A 19,603-nucleotide genomic window follows, 5' to 3' on the forward strand; every position below is an offset into this window, starting at 1 on the left:
CCGCGATCGTCGTCCGCGGGCTCCGGTGTCCGGCCCATCGTGGCCGAGTCGTCGCCCAACCGGCCATGATTCAGGGCCGGTTGGGACATCAGGGGACGATCCCGCCGCTGAGCTGCCGGGACGTCGCGCGGGACGACGAAACGGCGGGATGTGCGGATATCGTGAAGGCGGGACGGGGGGTCGGACGGGGGCTGGACGGCTGCGCCACGGCGCACGCGAAGGGGTGGGGCATGCCGCGATGGAAAGCGCTGCCCGAGTCGACGGATCCCCGGGTCCGCCGGCTCGTGGTCGAGCTGCGTCGGTTGAAGGACCACAGCGGACTGAGCATGGCCGCGCTGGCGTCCAGGACGGGGTTCAGCAAGTCGTCCTGGGAGCGCTACCTCAACGGCAGGGTGACGCCGCCCCGGCACGCCGTCGAGACCATGGCCGACGTGTGCGGCGGCGACCGGATCGGCCTGGCGGCACTGTGGGAGGTGGCCACCTCCGGCACGGCGCCGGGCCTCACGGCTCCGGCGCCGGCTTCGGGAGCGGCTTCGGTGTCGGGACCGAAGCCGGCACCGGGACCGAAGCCGGCACCGGGAGCGGCTTCGGACCCGGCACCGGCACCGGCACCGGAATCGGCACCGGGAGCGGCACCGGCACCGGCACCGGCCCTGGAACCGGATTCGGCTTCGCGGGAGTTGGAGCAGCCGGAGGCCTCCGAAGCGGTGTCTGAGGAGCACCGCGGACGGGAAGCGGCGGCCCCGGACGGTCGTCCGGACACCGGTCGGGAGGAGGCTCGCCGGACTCCGCGCGGGCGGCGGCCGGTCGCGACGGTGGCCGGGGTGGCCGTGGTGGCGGCAGCCCTCGCGGTGGTGGCGGCGGTGGCCGTGGCGATCACCTGGCCCGGGTCCCCGTCGGCGGAGCCGGAATCGCGCGCGGTCACCGCGACGACGAAGGTGCCGACCTCCACCTACTCCGCCGAGACGTTCCCGTGCTACTTCACCCTGCACGACGGCCTGCTGTACGCGGGGCACAGCACGACCCTCACCGACGAGTACCACGTCGGCATCACCGTCGAGGCGGTGGCGGAGGTGCAGTGCCTGGTCAGACGGCACGGCTTCGACCCGAAGGGCATCGACGGCTCGTTCGGGCCCAACACCAGGGCCGCGGTCCGGGGGTTCCAGCGGTCCCGCGGACTCACCGCCGACGGCATCGTGGGCCCCATGACCTGGCGCGAGCTCAGGAAGCCGGGTGACTGACGGCGCCGGGCCGGGGCCGGGCCGTTCGCCGCGGGCGGAGACCGCACCCGAGGTCCGCCACCTGGTGGAACGGCTGCGGGAGGCACGGGAGTCGACCGGGCTGAGCTTTGCCGCGCTGGCGGCCAGGACCGCGTACAGCAAGTCGTCCTGGGAGCGGTACCTCAACGGCAAGACGCTCCCGCCCCGGGACGCGGTGGAGACGCTCGCGAAGCTGAGCGGTGCGGATCCGGTGCGGCTGCTGGCGCTGTGGCGGCTCGCCGACCGGGCATGGAGCGGCCGCGACGCCCACGCGACCGCCGCCGTCACCGAGGCCGAGCCGACCGGCCGCCCACCGGAGGCGGCGCCGGAGTCGCGGGCCGCCCCCGAGGCCGGGGCCGCCGCCGTCGCGGACCTGCCCCCCGCCCGGCCCGCCGCCACCGGCGCCGCCCCCGTGCCGCGCACCCCGGGCGACCACGGCGGGCCGGAGCCCCGGGCCCGGAAGCCGCACCGTGGCACCGTCCTCCTCGTGGCGGCGGGGACCGCGCTGGTCACCGCCCTCGGCGTGGGTGCCGTGGCGTGGACGTACGGCGGCGGGCACCGGGCAGCGGCGCCGGAACCCACCAGCGGGACCTGCCGGGGGGAGAACTGCACGGACCGCGATGCCGAACAGCACGACACGGACTGCTGGACCGACGCGGTCACCCGGGCGCGACGGGAGATCGCCGGGCGGACCCTGGAACTGCGCTTCAGTCCGGGCTGCCGTGCGGCCTGGGGCCGGATCACGGCGCCGGGCACCGGTGACCGGGTGCGGGTCGACACCACCGACGGGCGGCACCAGTCACGGCTGGTGCTGGTCCCCGGCCGGTACCTCTACACCCTGATGATCGGCGTCGGGCGTTCCTCGGAGGCACGCGCCTGCGTCGAACTGCCCGACGGCGCGTCCTCCTGTACCGGATGGGGGCGCTGACCGACCGCCGGCCGACTGCTGACACGGCGCCGGCACCTCACTGACACACCGTCAAGCGGCTGTTCAGCCGGACACCTGCACCACCGCGGTCGCCCCGGCCCGTACCGTCGGCGTCGCGTACGTGTACGTCACGCCGTTCACCGTCCTGGTGCGCGCCCGCCGCGGCACGCCGTCGACGGTGATCCTCTTGTGGACGCCGGGGAAGCGGGCCTCCCAACGGTAGGCGCCGTGGCGGGAGTTGTTGGTGAGCGTGGTCTTCGTCGCGGCGTCGTGGCGGACGGTGACCGTGCCCGTGCCGACGGGTACGTCCGCGACCTGGAGCCACTTCATGCCGGACGGCAGCCGGGACTGGGTGGTCACCCGGTGGTCCGCCGCGTCCGGGGTGATGCCCATCAGGCCCTCGACGGTCTGGCTGACCAGGGTGAACGAGACCTCGGGGTAGTCGCCGTCGGGGCCCTGGCGGGAGTTGACGTGCTGGGTGTTCCGCTCGCCGTAGATCTTCCGCATCCACCACCAGGCGGTGTCGGCACGGTTGTTGCGGAAGAACATGTCGGGCAGGTACGTCGTCGACTCGATGTTGGGCGAGCCGTTCGGGCCGAGCTCCTGTGCCTGGATGTAGTCGAGGTAGGCGTCGTTGCGCGGGCCGGGGTCGATGATCTGCTTCATCGGCATGAAGACGCTGTTCTCCTTGCCCCAGCCGGTGACCGGGGTGCCGGAGGTGGTGTAGGCGCGGACCATGTCGGCTCCGCTGCCGCTCCCGCTCCACGTGTCGTTGAAGTACTTCTTCAGGTCGGCGGCCTTGCGGTCGTACGTCTTCGCCAGCGCGGTGTCGCCCTTGCCGCGGGCGAGCACGCCCATCGCCAGATACGCCTGGTACTCCGAGGCGATGCCGTCCCCGGCCTCGGCGAGGCCGTCGCCGTCCTGCTCGTTGTAGCTGGCGGCACCGGAGAAGATGCCCTTGCCTGTGCCCTCGGCGACCTTCACCGTGCCGTTGTCCTTGGCGCTGTTGTGCAGGTCGATGAACTGGTCGGTGGCGTGCCGGTAGAAGTCCCACAGCACCGGGTCGTCGACGTATCTGCGGTCGCCGGTCCAGAGGTAGGCCTGGGCGGCCTTCTCGACGAGTTCGAAGACGGCCGGGACCTCGCGGACGTAGTCGTCCGGGCCGTGGTAGTCGATGCTCAGGTACGTCTTGGCGTCGAAGTTGAGCGACCAGACCGGGAAGTACCTGTGCTCCGCTGTGGCCGACGCGGCGTACGAGGTGAGCATCGTCCTGTTCTCGGTGTCGAGGCCGAGGACGGCGGCGCCGTCGAGCTGGTGGGTCATGTCCCGGGAGTAGTAGGCGCTGCGGTTGGCGTATCCGGCCCAGTAGGTCGGCCCGTACGTCCCCGTGCCGGTGCCGCTGGTGTGGTGCTCGTCGGCGTTGACCGGGCCGACGGTGCCGGGCAGTTGCACCCAGCTGTTGGCCTTCCGCTTCGCCCAGTCGAACATCTCGACGACCTCGGGGTCGGACGAGGTGACCTGCGGGTCGGCGGGCGCGGCCGGGGAGATCATGAGGTCGTCGGCGTTGACCCAGGAGGTGCCGGAGCCGAAGGCGATCTCCAGCCGGTCGCCGGCCTTCAGCTCGACGCGGCTGATGGTGTACCGGGCGTAGGAGGCGCGCTGCGGCAGCTCCACCGTGCCGACGGTCTCGCCGTTGCGCAGGATCGTGTACGTACCGCTGGCGCCGGCGCTCCCCACCCAGGCGGAGAAGTCGTACCTGCCGTCCCGCGGTGCGACCAGGTCCAGCCGCGCGGTCCTGCCGGTACCGGCGTCCAGGTAGAGGAAGCGGCTGCCGCTGTGCACGTTGCCGGTCCCGACCCCGGTGCCGGGGCCGAAGGTCCAGCCCGTGCCGCCGTTCTCGAATCCGGGGTCGGGCAGGGCGAGTTGGGGACGGGAGTCGGTGGCCGCGCGCGGTGCCGCCGTGGCGGAGGCCGCGGGGGCGATCGGCGTGAGCAGAGCAACGGCGGTGAGCAGCATGAGCCTTGAGGGCTTCATCGGGTCTCCGGTCTTCAGCTACGGCGTGCGGGCGAGCGGCTGATTCGTGGCCGAAGCTAACAGGGCCGGAAGAAGTCGTTCAATGGTCATGCAGGGCAAAGTTGCAAGAGAAGTGGCGATACCGCACTTCAAGCTGACTGCTTCGGGCGAAAGTTTTCATCAAGATCTTGCAAGTGACACGGATCCGGGGAGCGTGACTCCCGCGTGTCCGCGTATCATCGACGCCTGCGAACGGTCGCCGGGCGACCGCACGACGGGGGCACGGAGGGAACCGTATGAAGGTCGGTATCACCGAGGTCGCGGACCGGGCGCGGGTGAGTGAGGCGACGGTCAGCCGTGTGATCAACCGGCGTCAGGGGGTGTCCCGCAAGACGCGTGAGGCGGTCGAGCGGGCGATGGCGGACCTGGGGTACGAGCGGCAGACCCAGGGGCAGCTGGTGGCGGTGGTCACGGAGCTGGTGTCCAACCCGTTCTTCGCCGACGTGTGCGAGCGGATCGAGGCGACGCTCGCTCCGCACGGTCTGAAGACGATCCTGTGTCCGTGTTTCGCGGGCGGGGTGCAGGAGCTGGACTACCTGAGCGCCCTGGCGGACCGAGGGGTGGCGGCGGTGGTGTTCCTGTCCGCGAGCAACACGATCGAGGGCGCGGATCCGCAGGCGTACGAGCTGCTGAGGTCGCGGCGGATCCCGTTCGTCGGGGTGAACGGGCAGTTCGAGGGCGACTGCCGGGCTCCGGTGTTCTCCACCGATGATCTGCTGGCCGCGGAGCTCGCGGTCGATCATCTGTACCGGCTGGGGCACCGGCGGATCGGGATGGCGTCGGGTCCGGTGGGCAACCGGCCCGCCGACCGGCGGGTGAGCGGGTTCCTCGACGCGCTGGCGCGGCGCGGGATCGCGGATCCCGAGCGGTGGGTGGTGCGGCAGTCCTACACGGTCGAGGGCGGTCAGTCCGCCGCGCTGTCGCTGCTGGGCCTCGGGGCGACGGCCGTGGTGGCGGCCAGCGACTACATGGCGCTGGGCGCGATCCGCGGGGCGCGCCGGCAGGGCTACGACGTGCCGGGTGACGTCTCGGTCGTCGGCTACGACGGCTCGATGATCATGGATTTCGTCGATCCGCCGCTCACCACGGTGCGTCAGCCCGCCGACCGGCTGGCTCCCGAGGTCGCCCGCAGCGTCCTCGCCCTCCTCGGCAACCGCGACGTCCCGGTCGGTGAGCTCCTCTTCGACCCCGAACTCGTCGTCCGCGCCAGCACCGCACCCCCGAAGGGCCGCTGACCGGCGGCATCGGGCCGCCCGTCGGGGCCGGCGCCGTACCCGCCGGCCAGGACGGCCGGACGCGGCCCGCGGGAGCGCCGCGTTCACCCGGATGCCGCGGTCGCCCGGCGCATCCGGGCGGGCGGGCGGCACCGTAGAGATACCGGGGGCGCGGGGCGCGAGGGCGCACGGACGACGACTGAGGCGGTTCGCGTGGCGGACGAGACGGCCGGGACGACGACGAACGCGCACGGAGCCGCTGCCCCGGGTCCCAGGACCTGCCTGGTGACCGGCGCCAGCGGCTACATCGGCGGGCGGCTGGTGCCGGAGCTGCTGGACGCCGGGTACCGGGTGCGCTGCCTGGCCCGCACCCCCGGGAAGCTGCGGGACCAGCCGTGGGCCGGGCGGGTGGAGGTCGTGCGGGGCGACGTCTCCGACGCGGACTCGGTGGCGGCGGCGCTGGCGGGCGTCGACGTCGCCTACTACCTGGTGCACGCGCTCGGCGCCGGCCGCGACTTCGAGCGCACCGACCGGCAGGCGGCCCACGTCTTCGGCGAGCAGGCCCGCAGGGCGGGCGTCGGCAGGCTGGTCTACCTGGGCGGCCTGACCCCGGCCGACGTGCCCGAGCGGGAACTCTCGCCGCACCTGCGCTCCCGCGCCGAAGTGGGCCGTATCCTCCTCGGCTCGGGCGTGCCGACGGCCGTCCTGCGGGCCGCCGTCATCATCGGTTCCGGCTCGGCCAGCTTCGAGATGCTGCGCTACCTGACCGAGCGGCTGCCGGTGATGGTCACGCCGCGCTGGGTGCACACCCGCATCCAGCCGATCGCCGTACGGGACGTGCTGCGTGTCCTGGTGGGGTGCGCCGGCCTGCCGCCCGACGTCAGCCGCAGCTTCGACATCGGCGGCCCCGAGGTGCTCACCTACCTCGAGATGATGCAGCGGTACGCCGCCGTCGCCGGGCTGCCCCGGCGGCTCATCCTGCCCGTGCCGGTGCTCACGCCCGGCCTGTCCAGTCACTGGGTCGGCCTGGTGACCCCGGTGCCGGCCTCCATCGCCCGCCCGCTGACGGAGTCGCTGCGCCACGAGGTGGTGTGCCGGGAACAGGACATCGCACGGTACGTGCCCAGCCCGCCCGGCCACCCGGTCGGTTTCGACCGCGCCGTCTCCCTCGCGCTGCAACGCGTGCGGGACGCCCAGGTCGTCACCCGCTGGTCCTCCGCCGCCGTGCCGGGCGCCCCCAGCGATCCGCTGCCCACCGACCCGGACTGGGCCGGCGGCAGCCTCTACACCGACGTGCGCGAACGCCACGCCCGGGTGGCTCCCGGCGCGCTGTGGGAGGTGGTCGAGGGCATCGGCGGCGAGAACGGCTGGTACTCCTTCCCGCTGGCCTGGGCGGTACGCGGCTGGCTCGACCGCCTGGCCGGCGGGGTGGGCCTGCGCCGGGGACGGCGCGACGCGCGGCGGCTGCGGGTCGGCGACTCGCTGGACTTCTGGCGGGTGGAGGAGATCGAACGCGGGCGGCTGCTGCGGCTGCGCGCCGAGATGCGGCTGCCCGGCCTGGCCTGGCTGGAGATGTACGTCGACGCGGAGGGGGCCGGCGGCGCGCGCTACCGGCAGCGGGCGCTGTTCCACCCGCACGGACTGCTGGGCCAGCTCTACTGGTGGAGCGTGTCGCCCTTCCACGCGGCCGTCTTCGGCGGCATGGCCCGCAACATCGTCCGCGCCGCCGAACGCGGGCAGGACCCGGACTCCGCCCCCTCGACCGGGCGACGCGGGCGGACCGGGCTCACCGGGCGGAGCGGCGGGTCCCACGGGTGAGCGGTGACTCCGCGGCCGGCCGGGTCCGTCGTGCGCGGCCCGGTCAGTGCGTGCGGGGCTCCTCGTAGGGGATGCGGTTCAGGTGCACGACCTCGCCCAGGGTGCCCCATTCGTCGCCGCCGAGTTTGGTGAGCGGACGCAGCAACTCGCTGCTGGGCCGGCCGTCGGCCAGGTAGTCCTCGTCGACGGCGGCATGCAGCACCCGTCCGAAGACCAGCGTGGAGTTGCCCATGCGCAGCGTGGTGTGCGAGCGGCACTCCAGCACCGCGTGGGAGGCGGCGACCCTGGGCGGGCGCACGCACTTGCTGGCCTCGCGCTCGATGCCGGCGGTGTCGAACTCGCTCACCGAACGGGGGAAGTCGACGGCGGTGGCGTTGATCAGTTGCAGGAGCGGTTCGGAGGAGAAGTTGACGACGAACTCGCCGGTGTCCTCGACGTTGCGCAGGGAGTCCTTCCGGCCGATCGAGGTGAACTGGACGATCGGGGGATCGGTGCTGGCGATGCTGAAGAAGGAGTGCGGTGCCAGGTTCTCGGTGCGCCCGTCGGGTGTGACCGTGGAGACCCAGGCGATCGGCCGGGGAACGACGACCGAGGTCAGGAACCGGTAGAAGTCCGTGCTGCTCATCGTCTCGGGGGTGTATTCCAGACGCATGGTGGCCCCTCAGGCAGTGCTCCGAAGTCCGACGTGGTCGTGGGGCACCTCCTTCCCGGGCCGGTCAGCGCACCGGGCCTCCACGTTCATGCTCCACCAGCCGCCCGGCATCCGCGCCCGGGTCGGGCGTCCGTCGTTTCAGCCGGTCCGCGGCGGAGCGGGCAGCCCCCGGCCCAGCATCTCCACGGCCTCGTGGACCAGGGTGACCACCTCCGGGCCGGAGTCCGGCTGCCAGCAGCTGATGGCGGCCTGCAGCGCCGCGAAGACCGCGGCTGAGGTCGTCCGTACGTAGAGGTGGCCCTCCGGCAGTCCGGTGCGTGCCGCGACCGCCCTCGTCACGGCGCCCTCCACGGCGCGGTTCGTCAGCACGATCCGGGGCAGCAGCTCCGGACGCTCGCGCACCAGCAGCACCCGTTCCAGCCAGATCCTGCCGGTGGCGAGCTCGCCCAGCCGCGCGACGAACACGGCCCTGACCGCCTCCAGCGGGGTCTCCTCAGGGGGCCGGGCGGTGATCCGTTCCTCGATCAGCGCCGGGGTCCCCTCCTCCAGCATGAAGGCGGCCTCGTCCTTGCCGGCGAAGTAGTTGAAGAAGGTGCGCGGGGAGACGCCGGCGTCGGCGCAGATGCTCTCGACCGTGACGGCTTCCGGGCCGTGGCGGCGGAAGAGGGCCACCGCGGAGCCCTGCAGCGCTCGGTGCGTCGCCCGCTTCTTGCGTTCGCGCAGCCCGTCGGGGCGGCCGTTCTCCATGGGCGCGTTGCTCTCCGTCCGCTCGTCGGCCCCTGTGAACAGGCGGCCGGACGATTCCTACAGTACTGCAAAAATGCAGTACTGCAAGAATCTATTACGATGACCGCACTGAGTCGTATGCCGGACGGGACCCGCTCCGGTCGTCCCCGGCGAGTTGGAGTCCCCGTGTCGGAACGGACAGAACGATCCAAGGGCCGGTCCGTGGCCGTGACCCTGGCCGAGGCCCTGTGGTTCCCGGTCTCCCTGTTCCTGGGCATGCTGTTCTTCTTCGCACCCGCCCTGCACGCACCGCAGCCGCACCATGTGCGGGTCGCGGTGGCCGGTCCCGTGGCGGCCCGGCAGGTCGGCAGCGCGCTGAGCGGCAGGCTGCCCGGCGGGTTCGACGTCACCGCGGTCGCCGACGGCCGGGCGGCACGCCGGTCGGTGCTCGACCGGGACACGGTGGCGGGATTCCGCCAGAGCGGGCGGCACGCGGTGCTGTACGTGGCGAAGGCCAACGGCGCCTCCCTCGAACAGACCCTGACCACGGTGTTCACCCAGGTCGCCGCCGGGAACCACCGGCAGCTGACCGTCACCGACGTGGCGCCCACCGAACCCGAGGACGAGCTGGGCACCACCCTGCTCTACTTCGCGCTGGCCTGGAGCATCCCCGCCTACGTGCTGGCGACCACGCTGCTGCGCGCGGTGACCTTCAGGCGGCGCGGAAAGCTCCTCACCATCGCCGGGGTGGCCGCCGGGTGCAGCGCCGTCGGCTTCTACGTCGGCCTGTGGCTGGGCTACCTGCCCGACAGGCCCGCGGCCATGGCGGTCTCCTTCCTGCTCACCACGGCGGTGGCGACGGCCGCCTCGGGACTCGCCCCGTTCACCCGGCAGTTCTTCCCCGCCGTCGCCATGGGCCTGTTCATCGTGATGAGCATCCCGACCAGCGGCGGCGCCGTGGCCGCGCCGATGCTGCCGATGTTCTTCCAGCACGTCCGTACGGTGATGCCGCTGGCCAACGGCCTCGACGCGCTGCGCGGCGTCCTCTACTTCGACGGCGCCGGAGTGCTCGAACCGGTCCTGGTGCTGTGCGCCTGGTTCGCGGGCGGGATCGCCCTGCTGGGGCTCGACTTCTGGCTGCACGGGCGCAAGGGCGGAGCACTGGCCGTACAGCCCGGCGAGGCGGGCGACGGCGACGAGAACGAGAACGAGGACGAGGACGAGAACGAGGCCGGGGCCGGGGCCGGGTCCGACGACGGGGAGAGCGGGCCCGTCGCGGAGCCGCCGGTCGAGGACCCGGCGCTGGAGACGCCCAGGCCGACGGCGCTCCCGGTGCACGCGCACCGCTTCGGGGAGCAGGTGCCGGTGCTGACCGGCCGGGTCCAGGACGGGGAGGGCCGCCCGGTCCGCGGCGCCGCGGTCACCGTCATCGACGCCCGGGGACGGCAGCTCGTGCGCAGCGTGACCGACGGAACCGGTGAGTACGCCGCGGCCGGTCTGCCCGCCGGCCACCTCAGCATCGTGGTCTCGGCGCCCGGCCTGCATCCGATGGTGCACCAGGCGCTGCTGCAGACGGGGCTGACGGCCCGGGCCGACTTCGCCCTGCGGCACAGGCCCCAGGGACGCCACGCCAGACAGCTCCCGTAGGACCGCGCGGACAGCACCGCGCATACCGGCGGCGCCGCCACCCGGAAGGGCCGGCGCCGCCCTGCCTGCGAAACACTTTCGGAAACGTGCTCGTGACACACCGCTGCCGTATCCCAATACTGTCCTCACCTTTCGTCCGGCGTTTTCCGCCAGAGGAATCCACAGGCCCCCCCAAGGAACCGCTTTGATGCGCTCATTGATGAGGAAAGTGCTCGCGGCGGCAGCGGCCGCGGGCACCGCCATGGCATTCACCATCGCCTCGGCGGCGACCGCGACCGCCTATCAGCCGAGCCCCACGAACCTTTATACGGCGACGAATTCGGCCGCCTGCAACAAGAGCCCGTGCGTGCTCTACCCGAAGTCGGCCCAGTTGCCCGACGGGCGGATCGTCGCGACCTTCGAGGACAGCGAGACCACCCCGGTCGGACAGACCCTGCCCGTCTACAAGAGCGACGACGACGGCACGACCTGGTCCAAGCTCTCCGACGTCAAGGCCCCCGCCTACCTGTCCGCCGACTCCGCGTACGCGAAGTACACGAGCAACTGGACGAACCCGTATCTCTACGTGCTCCCGCAGAGCGTGGGCAGCCTGAGCGCCGGCACGCTGCTGCTCGCGAGCATCGTCTCGGGCGACGACTACTACTACGAGGAGCAGAAGGCCGCGAACTCCTCCTGGACGCCGACCGGCGACGGCGACCGCAAGGACGTGGCGCTGGCCCTGTACTCCAGCTCGGACGACGGGGCGACCTGGAGTTTCCGGAACATCATCGCCGCGGGCTCCTGGCAGGGCGGCAGCGCGGGCGCCCTCGGCCGCACCTCGGCCGCCAACACGTACCAGCAGGTCGACCCGGTCTGGGAGCCGCATCTGCTCGCCCACAACGGGCAGTTGATCGCCTACTACTCCGACGAGAACGACTACACGGGCTACGACACCACCACCGGCGCCCCGACCCTCGACCCCGACAACGCCACGGCGACGGACTCCGGCGGCCAGGTCCTCATGCACCGCACGTGGGACGGCACCAGCACCTCCGCGTGGAGCGGCCCGGTCGTCGACGTCCCCGGCTCCACCGTGACCATGAGCGGCGGCAAGACGGAGATCGGCGGCGGACGGCCCGGCATGACCACGGTCGCGCCGACCACCGACGGCAAGTGGCTGATGACGTACGAGTACTGGGGCGGCGGCACGAACGTCCGCTACCGGATCGCGGACGACCCGACGAAGTTCTACGCGGGCACCGACGGCGCGGTCACCTCGCTGCCCGTACCCTCCGGCGGCAACACCCTCGCCACCGGCGGCAGTCCGGTCCTGCTTCCGCTGCCCGACGGCCGGATCGTCTACAACGCGGCCGGCAGCGGCAGTGTGTGGGTGAACGAGTCCGGCTCGTCCACCGGCACCTGGAAGCAGTACCAGACCCCGATCGCCGCCGGGTACAGCCGCCAGCTCCAGTACGTCGACGGCACCGGACGCGTCCTGGTCCTCCAGGCGTCCTGGAGCGGTACGAGCGTCGGGCCGGTGAAGTACGCCGAGGTCGACCTGGGGCGCTCCGACGGCGCCTACTACTCCCTGGTCAACCGGCTGACGGGCCAGGTCCTGACCACCGACTCCGGCAGGACCCAGGACGCGAACCTGACCGGGAACACCCCCGACCTCGTCCTCGGGGCATCCAGCTCCACCTCCCTGACCCAGCGCTGGCACCTCCAGGCCACGGGCTCCGACGTCACCCTGCTGAACAAGGCGGGCGGCCGCGCGGTGGCCATCTGGACCGGCACGGCGACGGCGGGCCAGAAACTGACCCAGTGGGTCGACGACGGCGCCACCGACAAGCAGTGGACCGAGGTCGCGTCCTCGACCTCCGGCTACTACAAGCTCCGCTCGGTGAAGAACACGAGCCTCTACATGACCGGTGCCACCGCAGGCGGCGCCGTCACCCTGGCCGCCTCGGCCGACGACGGCTCCCAGGACTGGCAGCTCCTCCAGGACCCGCTGCCCACGGCCGCCACCTTCACCCTGAAGGGCACGGGCTCCGGCCGCTGCCTGGACGTCCCCAACGGCGCGACCGGCGTCCAGGTCCAGCTCTACGACTGCTCGGGCAACGCCAACCAGACCATCACCCGGACCGCGGCGGGCGAACTCCGGGTCTCGGGCAAGTGCCTGGCCGCCGACGGCGACGGCACCACCGCGGGCACCAAGGTCATCCTCTGGACCTGCAACGGCAAGACCAGCCAGCAGTGGGCGTTCCGCGTGGACGGGACCATCGCCAACCGTTCCAACGGCCTGGTCGTCGACGTGACCGGCGCGGGCACCGCCAACGGCACGAAGGTCGACCTGTGGACCGGCCGCGGCGCCGCCAACCAGCAGTGGAGCAGAGCCTGAGCAGACGCGGCGGCGGGCACCGGAGTCTTGTCTCCCGGCGCCCGCTGCTGTTGGCTTGCGCGGGAGGGCCAGGTCAGGGGCCGGCGGGAGAGCGAGAACAGTGACTGCTCAGGACAAGGGGCAGCTGGACGGGCAGTACGGTCTGCTGACGAACATCGCCCAGGAGGCGGGGGTGTCACTCAGCACCGTCTCCAAGGTGGTGCACCGCCGCCGCGACGTGGGCGCGAGGACCCGGTCCCGGGTCGAGGAACTCCTGGAGCAGTACGGGTACGTGCGCCCCTGGGACCGGGAGTCCGCCGCGTCCCGGCAGATCATCGCCGTCTTCCGGGACCTGTCGGGCCCGTACACGCTGGAGGTCGTCCGCGGGGTCGTGGAAGCGGCCGGCGAGTTCGGCGTCGACGTGCTGACCGGGACCACGAGCCGGCGGTCCATCTCCCAGTGGCTGGAGGAGTGCCTGGCGCTCGGCGCCGCCGGACTGATCATCGTGATCTCGATGCTGGCCGACGACGACCAGCGGCGGATCGTCGAACAGCGACTCCCGGTGGTGCTGGTGGATCCGCTGAGCGCGCCGTCGGCCGACATCCCGAGCATCGGGGTGACGAACTGGAGCGGGGCCCGGGAGGCGGTGCAGCACCTCCTCGGCCTCGGCCACACCCGGATCGCCATGGTCGCCGGACGGTCGCACTCGCTGGCCGGGGCCGCACGGCTGCACGGGTACCGGGCGGCGCTGGAGGAGGCCGGCATCGGCTACGACCCGGCGATCGTGGGGTCCACCGACTTCGACTACGACGAGGCGCTCGCCGTCGGCCTCAGGATCCTGCGTGGCGAGCGGCGGCCCACGGCGGTCTTCGCGGCCAGCGACGCCCAGGCGCTCGGCGTGCTGGAGGCCGCCCGCCAGCTGGGGCTGCGGGTGCCCGACGACCTGGCCGTGATGTCCTTCGACGACACCCTGGTGGCGGCCATGGCGTCCCCGCCGCTGAGCGCGGTCCGGCAGCCCTTCGAGGAGCTGGGACGCGAGGCCACCCGGGTGCTGCTCTCGGTCGCCGACGGCCGCCCACCCGCCTCCCCGCGCATCGAACTCGCCACCGAACTGGTCCTGCGGGCCTCGACGTCCGCCCCGCGCACCCCCCGCTGAACGGCACGCAAGAGCGGGCGGCCCCCCCGAAGAGGACCGCCCGCCCGCGCGCCGTCCGGCCCCGCTCAGGCCCGCTCGACCAGCGCCGGCACCCCGTGCTGCCGCAGGACCCGCGCGTCCCGCTGCTCACCGACGAGCCGCACGCTCACCTCGTTCCGGGTGTCCACGCTGGAGGACCCGGCACGGAGCAGGATCTCCCCGGGCTCGACGACGCGCCGGCCGTCCAGACCGGTGAAGGCCAGGCGGTCGGTGTGGACGCGGAAGCGGACGGTCGCCTCCTCGCCCGGCTCCAGCGGCACCTTGGCGAAGGCAAGCAGCGCCCGGACCGGCCGGGTGACCTGGGCGACCGGGTCGGTGAAGTACAGCTGGACGGTCTCGGCGCCCGCGACCGCACCGGTGTTCCGCACCCGCACGCAGACCTCGAACTCGCCGTCCACGTCCACGTCCTGACGATCCGCCCGCAGATCGTGGATCTCGAATCCGGTGTAGGACAGGCCGTGCCCGAAGGGGAACGCCGGGCTCGGGTCCAGGTTGGACAGCTGGCTCTGCCGGTCGCCCAGCGGCGGGTGCAGGTAGGTGTACGGCTGCCCGGCGGGCGAGCCGGGGATCTGCACCGGCAGTCTGCCGCTGAAGTTCGCACGTCCGGAGAGGAGTTCGGCGACCGCACGGCCCCCTTCCTCGCCGGGCAGGAAGACCTGCACCACGGCCGCCGTACCGGCCGCGAACCGCCCCACGGCGTACGGGCGTCCGCTGACGACGACGAGGACGACGGGACCGCCCGCCGCCAGCACCGCCTCGACCAGTTCCTCCTGCACGCCGGGCAGCCGCAGGTCCTCGACGTCGCAGCCTTCGCCGGAGGTGCCGATGCCGAACATGCCGGGCCTGTCGCCGACGGCCAGCACGGTGAGGCCGGCCGCGCGACTCGCCTCCACCGCGGCCGCGATGCCGCTCCCGTCCTCCTCCCGTATCGGGCACCCCTGCGCGAACAGCCACTCCACGCCCGGGAGTTCACCGGCCAGGGCGGCCCGCAGCGAGAGCGCCCCGACACCGTCGCCGAGGTCGTCGCGTTCGGAGAGGACGTGGTTGGGGAAGCTGTAGCAGCCGAACATCGTGCGGACGTCGTCGGCACACGGGCCGATCAGGGCGATCCGGCCGGTGGCGGGAAGCGGCAGCCCCCCGGCGTTGTGCAGCAGCACGGCACCGGCCTGGGCGACGGCGTGGGCGAGCCGGCGGCTCTCCGGCCTGTCCAGGTCCAGGACCCCCGCGCGCAGGGCGGGCGGCTCCGGTTCCCAGCCGGCGTCGAGGAGCCCGAGGGCGGCCTTCTGCCGCAGGACCCGGCGCACGGCCCGGTCGACATCGGCCTCGTCGGCCGCTCCGGCGCGGACGGCGGCGACGAGCGCGGCGCCGAAGCCCCGCTGGTCGGGCAGCTCCACGTCCATGCCCGCACGGAGTGCCAGGGCCCCGGCGCCCGGCAGATCGGCGGCCACCCGGTGCGCGTCGACCAGGAACGGCAGCGACCAGTAGTCGGAGACCACGGTCCCCTCGAAGCCCCACCGCTCGCGCAGCACCCCGGTCAGCAGCCGGCGGCTCGCGGCGGGGGCCTCGCCGTCGATCTCGGCGTACGAGTTCATGACCGAGCCCACTCCGGCGGCGACGATCCGCTCGAAGGGCGGCAGCAGGACGTCGGCGAGTTCGCGTTCTCCGATGCCGACCGGGGCGTGGTTGCGGCCGCCCATGGAGGCGGAGTAGCCGGCGAAGTGCTTGAGGGTGGCATACACCCCGGCGCCCTGGAGGCCGAGGACGTACGCCTCGCCCATCTCCCCGACCAGGTAGGGGTCTTCGCCGTACGTCTCCTCGCAGCGGCCCCAGCGGTAGTCGCGGATGACGTCGACGACGGGGGCGAGGCCCTGGTGGACGCCGGCCTCGGCCATGTCGGCGCCGATGGCCGCGCCGACCCGCCCGACCAGCGCCGGGTCGAAGGTGGCGGCCATGGCCAGGGAGGTGGGGTAGACGGTGGCGCCGTAGGCGGTGAAGCCGGTCAGGCACTCGTCGTGCGCCATCGCCGGGATGCCGAAGCGGCTCTGCGCCATGATCTGCCGCTGGCGTGCGGCCAGCAGGCGGGCGTGTTCCAGGGCGGGGCGGGGGACGGTGCCGTAGGGGCGGGTGAGCTGGCCGAGGCCGTGCCGGGCGGTCGCGTCGAGATCGCCGACGCGGCCGAACAGGCTGGTGCCGGGGGCCACTTCGGGGCCGGCCGGCTCGACGTCCTCCCAGGCGCTGCTGAGCTGGGCGACCTTCTCCTCCAGCGTCAGCCGGGCGAGCAGCGCCTCGGCACGTTCGTCCGCCGGGCGGCCGGGGTCGGTCCAGGGGCGGTCGTCACCTGCCGGGGCGAGCGCGGAGTGGTCCGGCGTGGTGGTCGTCATGCACGACTCCTCGTGGGGGTTGTTGCGCGGGCATGCCGAGGGCGGCCGGCGCGCCACGGCACCGGCCGACTCCCGTGCGGTATCCGTTACTTGGAGAATCCGGCGGTCAGCCCGGCGACCAGCTGCCGCCTGGCGAGGACGAAGACCACCAGCATGGGAAGGGTGGAGAGCACCACCGCGGCCATGGTCGCGGGCACGTTGATGCCGAACTCGCCGCGGTACAGGGTGAGGGCGAGCGGCAGTACGGCCTTGTCGCCGCTCTGGGTGAGGATCAGGGGGAAGAGGAAGCCGTTCCAGACCTGGAGGCCGTCGTACACCGCGACCGTCACCAGCGCCGGGCGGGCCATCGGCGCGGCGAGCGAGAACAGCATCCGCCAGTCGCCGGCGCCGTCCACGACCATCGCCTCGAACAGCGAACGCGGGATGTCCCGCAGGAAGTTGACCAGGATCATCACCGTCACCGGCAGCGCGAACGCCGCCGAGGGCAGCACGATCGCGAGCAGGCTGTCGTACAGGTGCATGCGGATGATCAGCAGGTACACCGGGATGATCACCGCCTGGAGCGGGATGGCCAGGCCCAGGAGGTAGAGGCGGAAGGTCAGCCGGGACCAGGGGTTGGTGTGGCGGACGATCGAGAACGCGGCCATCAGGGCGACGACGATGACGATCGCGACCGTGGCGACGGTGACGATCACGCTGTTGAGCAGGTAGGTCGTGAAGTCCCCGTCGAGGACGGTCCGGTAGTTGGCCAGGCTCGGGTGGCCGGGCAGCGCCAGCGGGTTGCCCGTGGTGAAGTCGGCCTGGCCGCGGAGGCTGGTCACGACCACCCAGTACAGGGGTACGACGACCAGCGCGGTCCACAGCAGCGTGACGCCGCCGGACGCGGTACGGCGCAGGGTCGCGACGACGGTGCTCACATGCCCTCCTGCTGGCTGTCCATCCGGGTGAAGCCGGACAGGCGGGTGGTCAGCAGCGACAGCGCGAGGCCGAGGACCACCAGGATGGTGGCGATCGCGCTGGCCCGGCCCATGTCGTGGGTCTGGAAGCCCGTGATGTACATCGCCAGCGGCAGTACCCGGGTCGCGGTGCCCGGACCGCCGGTGCCGCCGGACAGGACGTAGATCAGGTCGAAGTAGGTCAGCGAACCCACCAGCATCAGGGTGCTCGACGTGACGAACGTGTACTTCAGCTGCGGCAGCGTGATCCGCAGCAGGCGGGTGACAGGACCGGCGCCGTCGATGGCGGCGGCCTCGTACAGCGACACCGGGATCTGGCGCACGCCCGCCTGGTAGAGCAGCGCGTGGAACGGCACGAACTGCCAGGCGATCACGAAGATCACCGTGTACAGGGCCAGTTCGGGCGAGCCGAGCAGGGGCTTGGCGAGCCGGTGCAGCCCGGGGGCGGCGCCGATGCCGAAGGACGGGTCGAGCAGGGCCTGCCAGGTCAGGCCGATCGCCACCGCGGACAGCAGCAGCGGCAGGAACCACAGCACGGCGAAGAAGGCGCGCAGCCGGCCCCGGGGCGCCTGGAAGAGGCCGAGCGCCAGCGCGAGGGGCGTCTGGACCAGCCAGCTGACCACCATCACCTTGACGGTGAGCCACAGCGCCTGCCAGGTGGCGCCGTCGGTCAGCACACCGGTCCAGTCGGCGAGGCCGGACCAGCCGATCGAGCCGAGGCCGTCCCAGCGGGACAGGCTCAGCACCAGCACACCGACCAGCGGGACCAGGCCGAACAGACCGAACAGGAGCAGGGCGGGCGCGGCCATCAGCAGACCGCTGTGACGGCGGCGCCCGGAGCGGCCCGTGGCCGGGCGCGCCCGGTGGGACGCGACCGGCCGCGGGGTACGAACCACGGTGGTCACTACTGCGCCGCCTTGCTCATGGCCGTGCTCATGTCCGTGCCGAACCGCTCGGGCGTGATCTGCCGCAGGAACGACTTGTCCACGTTGGTCAGCAGCGGGTCGGCCTGGTCGGAGGGGAGGGCCTGGTCCCAGGAGAGCTGGAAGTTCGGCGAGTTCTGCACCAGGTCGTAGACGAAGGTCAGCCACTTCTTGTCGTCGGCCGACTTCACCGCCGCCAGCTTCGAGTCGAGCTCGTTGACCGGGGGCACGCTGCCGGCCGCCAGGTAGGCGTCGACCTGGGAGCCGTTCAGGACGTAGTCCTTGAGGTAGGTGAGCGCCGCCGACTTGTTCCTGCTCTTCGAGTTCAGCGACAGGAAGTTGGAGGGGTTGCCGACGATGTCCTTCGGGTCGCCCTTGCCGCCGGACAGGGCCGGGAAGGCGACGTAGCCGAGGTCGTTCTTCGCGAAGTCCGGGGCGGCCTTGACGATGTTGGCGTACTCCCAGGTGCCCATCAGCTCCATGCCGGCCTTGCCGGTGTAGAGCAGGGCCGTGGCGGCGCCCTGGTCGTAGTTGACGGAGGAGGCGTTGTCGCCGAAGGCCCCCGCCTTGGCCAGCTCCTGGAGGCGGGTGCTGGCCGCGGTGACCGAGGCGTCCTTCCAGCCGGCCGCGGAACCGGCGGCTATCCGGTCGAACACGTCCGGGCCGCCCTCGCGGTCGAGCAGGTACTCCAGGTACATCAGCGTCGGCCACTTGGAGTTGGCCGCGAGGGAGACCGGGGTGACGCCGGCGCCCTTGAGCTTCTTCACGTCGGTGAGCAGGTCGTCGTACGTCTTCGGGGGCTGGATGCCCGTGCTCCTGAAGACCTTCTTGTTGTAGTAGAGGACCACCGGGGCGAGTCCGTTGGCGGGCACGCCGTAGGTCTGGCCGTCGAAGGTGGCGCTCTTCAGGACGCTCGGCGTGAACCGCAGCAGGTCCACCTGGGCGTCGGTGAGGGCGTCCACCTTGCCCGCCTTGACGTAGTCGTCGAGGGCGCCGCCGCCCCAGCTGAAGAAGATGTCCGGGGCCTGGTCCGCGCCGAAGGCCACCCGCAGCTTCTGCTTGTAGTCGTCGTTGGCGAACAGCCGCAGCGTGATCTTCGAGTCCGGGTGGTCCTTGTTGTAGGCGTCCACCGACTTCGCGAGGATCGTCTGGTCGTTGAGCGCCCACATCGTCAGCCCCTTGGCCGACGCGCCCCCTGACGATCCGGCCGGCCCCGAAGTCCCGCACGCGGCAAGGGACATGGCCGCCGTCACGGCTATCGCGGCACCGATCCCGCGCCGTCTTCCGGGAATCCCCGCACCGCTCATTCCGTGCACCGGAAATCCGCGCATTGTCTGCCTCTCTTCTCTCGGCATGCCGTATTCACTCGCCAGGCAGTCGGGCGGCTGGTGCGAAAAGCTTTCGGACGTCGTCACCGCGGGTGGCCTGTCTGCTGGACCGGGACACTGGCACGTAATTCACGCCGGGGACAAGGA

General features: G+C 72.3%; 14 protein-coding genes. 7 read left to right on the forward strand and 7 right to left on the reverse strand.

Translation table 11 applies throughout. From position 1 onward, the window contains the following. Nucleotides 1-230: 230 nt before the first annotated feature. Nucleotides 231-1,241, forward strand: a complete 1,011-nt coding sequence (locus ACGF5O_RS15395; RefSeq protein ID WP_393810369.1) for a helix-turn-helix domain-containing protein — start codon at nt 231-233, stop codon at nt 1,239-1,241. Beyond that, nucleotides 1,234-2,187: a helix-turn-helix domain-containing protein gene (locus ACGF5O_RS15400; protein ID WP_393810370.1), complete on the forward strand. Its 954-nt coding sequence runs from the start codon at nt 1,234-1,236 to the stop codon at nt 2,185-2,187. Before ACGF5O_RS15395 ends, ACGF5O_RS15400 begins: the two co-directional genes overlap by 8 nt. A 63-nt stretch (nt 2,188-2,250) precedes the next feature. Here ACGF5O_RS15400 and ACGF5O_RS15405 read toward each other — a convergent pair whose 3' ends face one another. Continuing rightward, on the reverse strand, nt 2,251-4,221 hold the full coding sequence (locus ACGF5O_RS15405) for a hypothetical protein (RefSeq protein ID WP_393810371.1): 1,971 nt from the start codon (nt 4,219-4,221) through the stop codon (nt 2,251-2,253). Between the two features lie 275 nt (nt 4,222-4,496). Between ACGF5O_RS15405 and ACGF5O_RS15410 the strand changes: the two genes are divergently transcribed. Together ACGF5O_RS15410 and ACGF5O_RS15415 are read left to right on the forward strand one after the other, a co-directional pair. Further along, nucleotides 4,497-5,495, forward strand: coding sequence for a LacI family DNA-binding transcriptional regulator (locus ACGF5O_RS15410; protein ID WP_393810372.1), 999 nt, complete (start codon nt 4,497-4,499; stop codon nt 5,493-5,495). 264 nt (nt 5,496-5,759) lie between these two features. Further along, nucleotides 5,760-7,292 (forward strand): SDR family oxidoreductase, encoded by a 1,533-nt coding sequence (locus tag ACGF5O_RS15415; protein ID WP_393810623.1) that lies wholly within the window; start codon nt 5,760-5,762, stop codon nt 7,290-7,292. A 43-nt stretch (nt 7,293-7,335) separates the two neighbouring features. Here ACGF5O_RS15415 and ACGF5O_RS15420 read toward each other — a convergent pair whose 3' ends face one another. Together ACGF5O_RS15420 and ACGF5O_RS15425 are read right to left on the reverse strand one after the other, a co-directional pair. After that, nucleotides 7,336-7,944 carry a flavin reductase family protein gene (locus ACGF5O_RS15420; protein WP_393810373.1) on the reverse strand — a complete coding sequence of 203 codons (609 nt, stop codon included), beginning with the start codon at nt 7,942-7,944 and terminating at the stop codon, nt 7,336-7,338. A 138-nt stretch (nt 7,945-8,082) separates the two neighbouring features. Further along, nucleotides 8,083-8,691, reverse strand: a complete 609-nt coding sequence (locus tag ACGF5O_RS15425; protein WP_393810374.1) for a TetR/AcrR family transcriptional regulator — start codon at nt 8,689-8,691, stop codon at nt 8,083-8,085. A 201-nt stretch (nt 8,692-8,892) separates the two neighbouring features. On the opposite strand from ACGF5O_RS15425, the gene ACGF5O_RS15430 reads away from it, so the two are divergent. From ACGF5O_RS15430 to ACGF5O_RS15440, 3 genes are all read left to right on the forward strand, one after another. After that, nucleotides 8,893-10,317, forward strand: coding sequence for a carboxypeptidase regulatory-like domain-containing protein (locus tag ACGF5O_RS15430; RefSeq protein WP_393810375.1), 1,425 nt, complete (start codon nt 8,893-8,895; stop codon nt 10,315-10,317). 187 nt (nt 10,318-10,504) lie between these two features. Further along, the gene (locus ACGF5O_RS15435; RefSeq protein ID WP_393810376.1) at nt 10,505-12,694 is read left to right on the forward strand and encodes a ricin-type beta-trefoil lectin domain protein; all 2,190 of its coding nucleotides are present in this window, start codon (nt 10,505-10,507) and stop codon (nt 12,692-12,694) included. Nucleotides 12,695-12,794: 100 nt separating this feature from the next. Then, the gene (locus ACGF5O_RS15440; RefSeq protein ID WP_393810377.1) at nt 12,795-13,829 is read left to right on the forward strand and encodes a LacI family DNA-binding transcriptional regulator; all 1,035 of its coding nucleotides are present in this window, start codon (nt 12,795-12,797) and stop codon (nt 13,827-13,829) included. 65 nt (nt 13,830-13,894) lie between these two features. On the opposite strand, the gene ACGF5O_RS15445 is transcribed toward ACGF5O_RS15440, so the two are convergent. The 4 genes from ACGF5O_RS15445 to ACGF5O_RS15460 form a co-directional block, all read right to left on the reverse strand. Continuing rightward, nucleotides 13,895-16,249, reverse strand: a complete 2,355-nt coding sequence (locus ACGF5O_RS15445; protein ID WP_393810378.1) for a glycoside hydrolase family 3 N-terminal domain-containing protein — start codon at nt 16,247-16,249, stop codon at nt 13,895-13,897. A gap of 86 nt (nt 16,250-16,335) precedes the next feature. After that, the gene (locus tag ACGF5O_RS15450) at nt 16,336-17,166 is read right to left on the reverse strand and encodes a carbohydrate ABC transporter permease (RefSeq protein WP_393810379.1); all 831 of its coding nucleotides are present in this window, start codon (nt 17,164-17,166) and stop codon (nt 16,336-16,338) included. Then, nucleotides 17,163-18,014 carry a carbohydrate ABC transporter permease gene (locus tag ACGF5O_RS15455; RefSeq protein WP_393810624.1) on the reverse strand — a complete coding sequence of 284 codons (852 nt, stop codon included), beginning with the start codon at nt 18,012-18,014 and terminating at the stop codon, nt 17,163-17,165. Before ACGF5O_RS15455 ends, ACGF5O_RS15450 begins: the two co-directional genes overlap by 4 nt. Nucleotides 18,015-18,109: 95 nt before the next feature. Continuing rightward, nucleotides 18,110-19,297, reverse strand: coding sequence for an extracellular solute-binding protein (locus ACGF5O_RS15460; RefSeq protein WP_393810380.1), 1,188 nt, complete (start codon nt 19,295-19,297; stop codon nt 18,110-18,112). Nucleotides 19,298-19,603 lie beyond the last annotated feature (306 nt).

The sequence above is a fragment of the Streptomyces sp. NPDC048291 genome, from assembly GCF_043201715.1.
GTDB lineage: Bacteria > Actinomycetota > Actinomycetes > Streptomycetales > Streptomycetaceae > Streptomyces.

What these genes read in the sequence shown, in the direction of transcription:
- ACGF5O_RS15395 (WP_393810369.1), top strand. Translation starts at nt 231, where the DNA reads ATGCCGCGATGGAAAGCGCTGCCCGAGTCGACGGATCCCCGGGTCCGC.
- ACGF5O_RS15405 (WP_393810371.1), bottom strand. Translation starts at nt 4,221, where the DNA reads ATGAAGCCCTCAAGGCTCATGCTGCTCACCGCCGTTGCTCTGCTCACG.
- ACGF5O_RS15410 (WP_393810372.1), top strand. Translation starts at nt 4,497, where the DNA reads ATGAAGGTCGGTATCACCGAGGTCGCGGACCGGGCGCGGGTGAGTGAG.
- ACGF5O_RS15420 (WP_393810373.1), bottom strand. Translation starts at nt 7,944, where the DNA reads ATGCGTCTGGAATACACCCCCGAGACGATGAGCAGCACGGACTTCTAC.
- ACGF5O_RS15425 (WP_393810374.1), bottom strand. Translation starts at nt 8,691, where the DNA reads ATGGAGAACGGCCGCCCCGACGGGCTGCGCGAACGCAAGAAGCGGGCG.
- ACGF5O_RS15435 (WP_393810376.1), top strand. Translation starts at nt 10,505, where the DNA reads ATGCGCTCATTGATGAGGAAAGTGCTCGCGGCGGCAGCGGCCGCGGGC.
- ACGF5O_RS15445 (WP_393810378.1), bottom strand. Translation starts at nt 16,249, where the DNA reads ATGACGACCACCACGCCGGACCACTCCGCGCTCGCCCCGGCAGGTGAC.
- ACGF5O_RS15455 (WP_393810624.1), bottom strand. Translation starts at nt 18,014, where the DNA reads ATGGCCGCGCCCGCCCTGCTCCTGTTCGGTCTGTTCGGCCTGGTCCCG.
- ACGF5O_RS15460 (WP_393810380.1), bottom strand. Translation starts at nt 19,297, where the DNA reads ATGTGGGCGCTCAACGACCAGACGATCCTCGCGAAGTCGGTGGACGCC.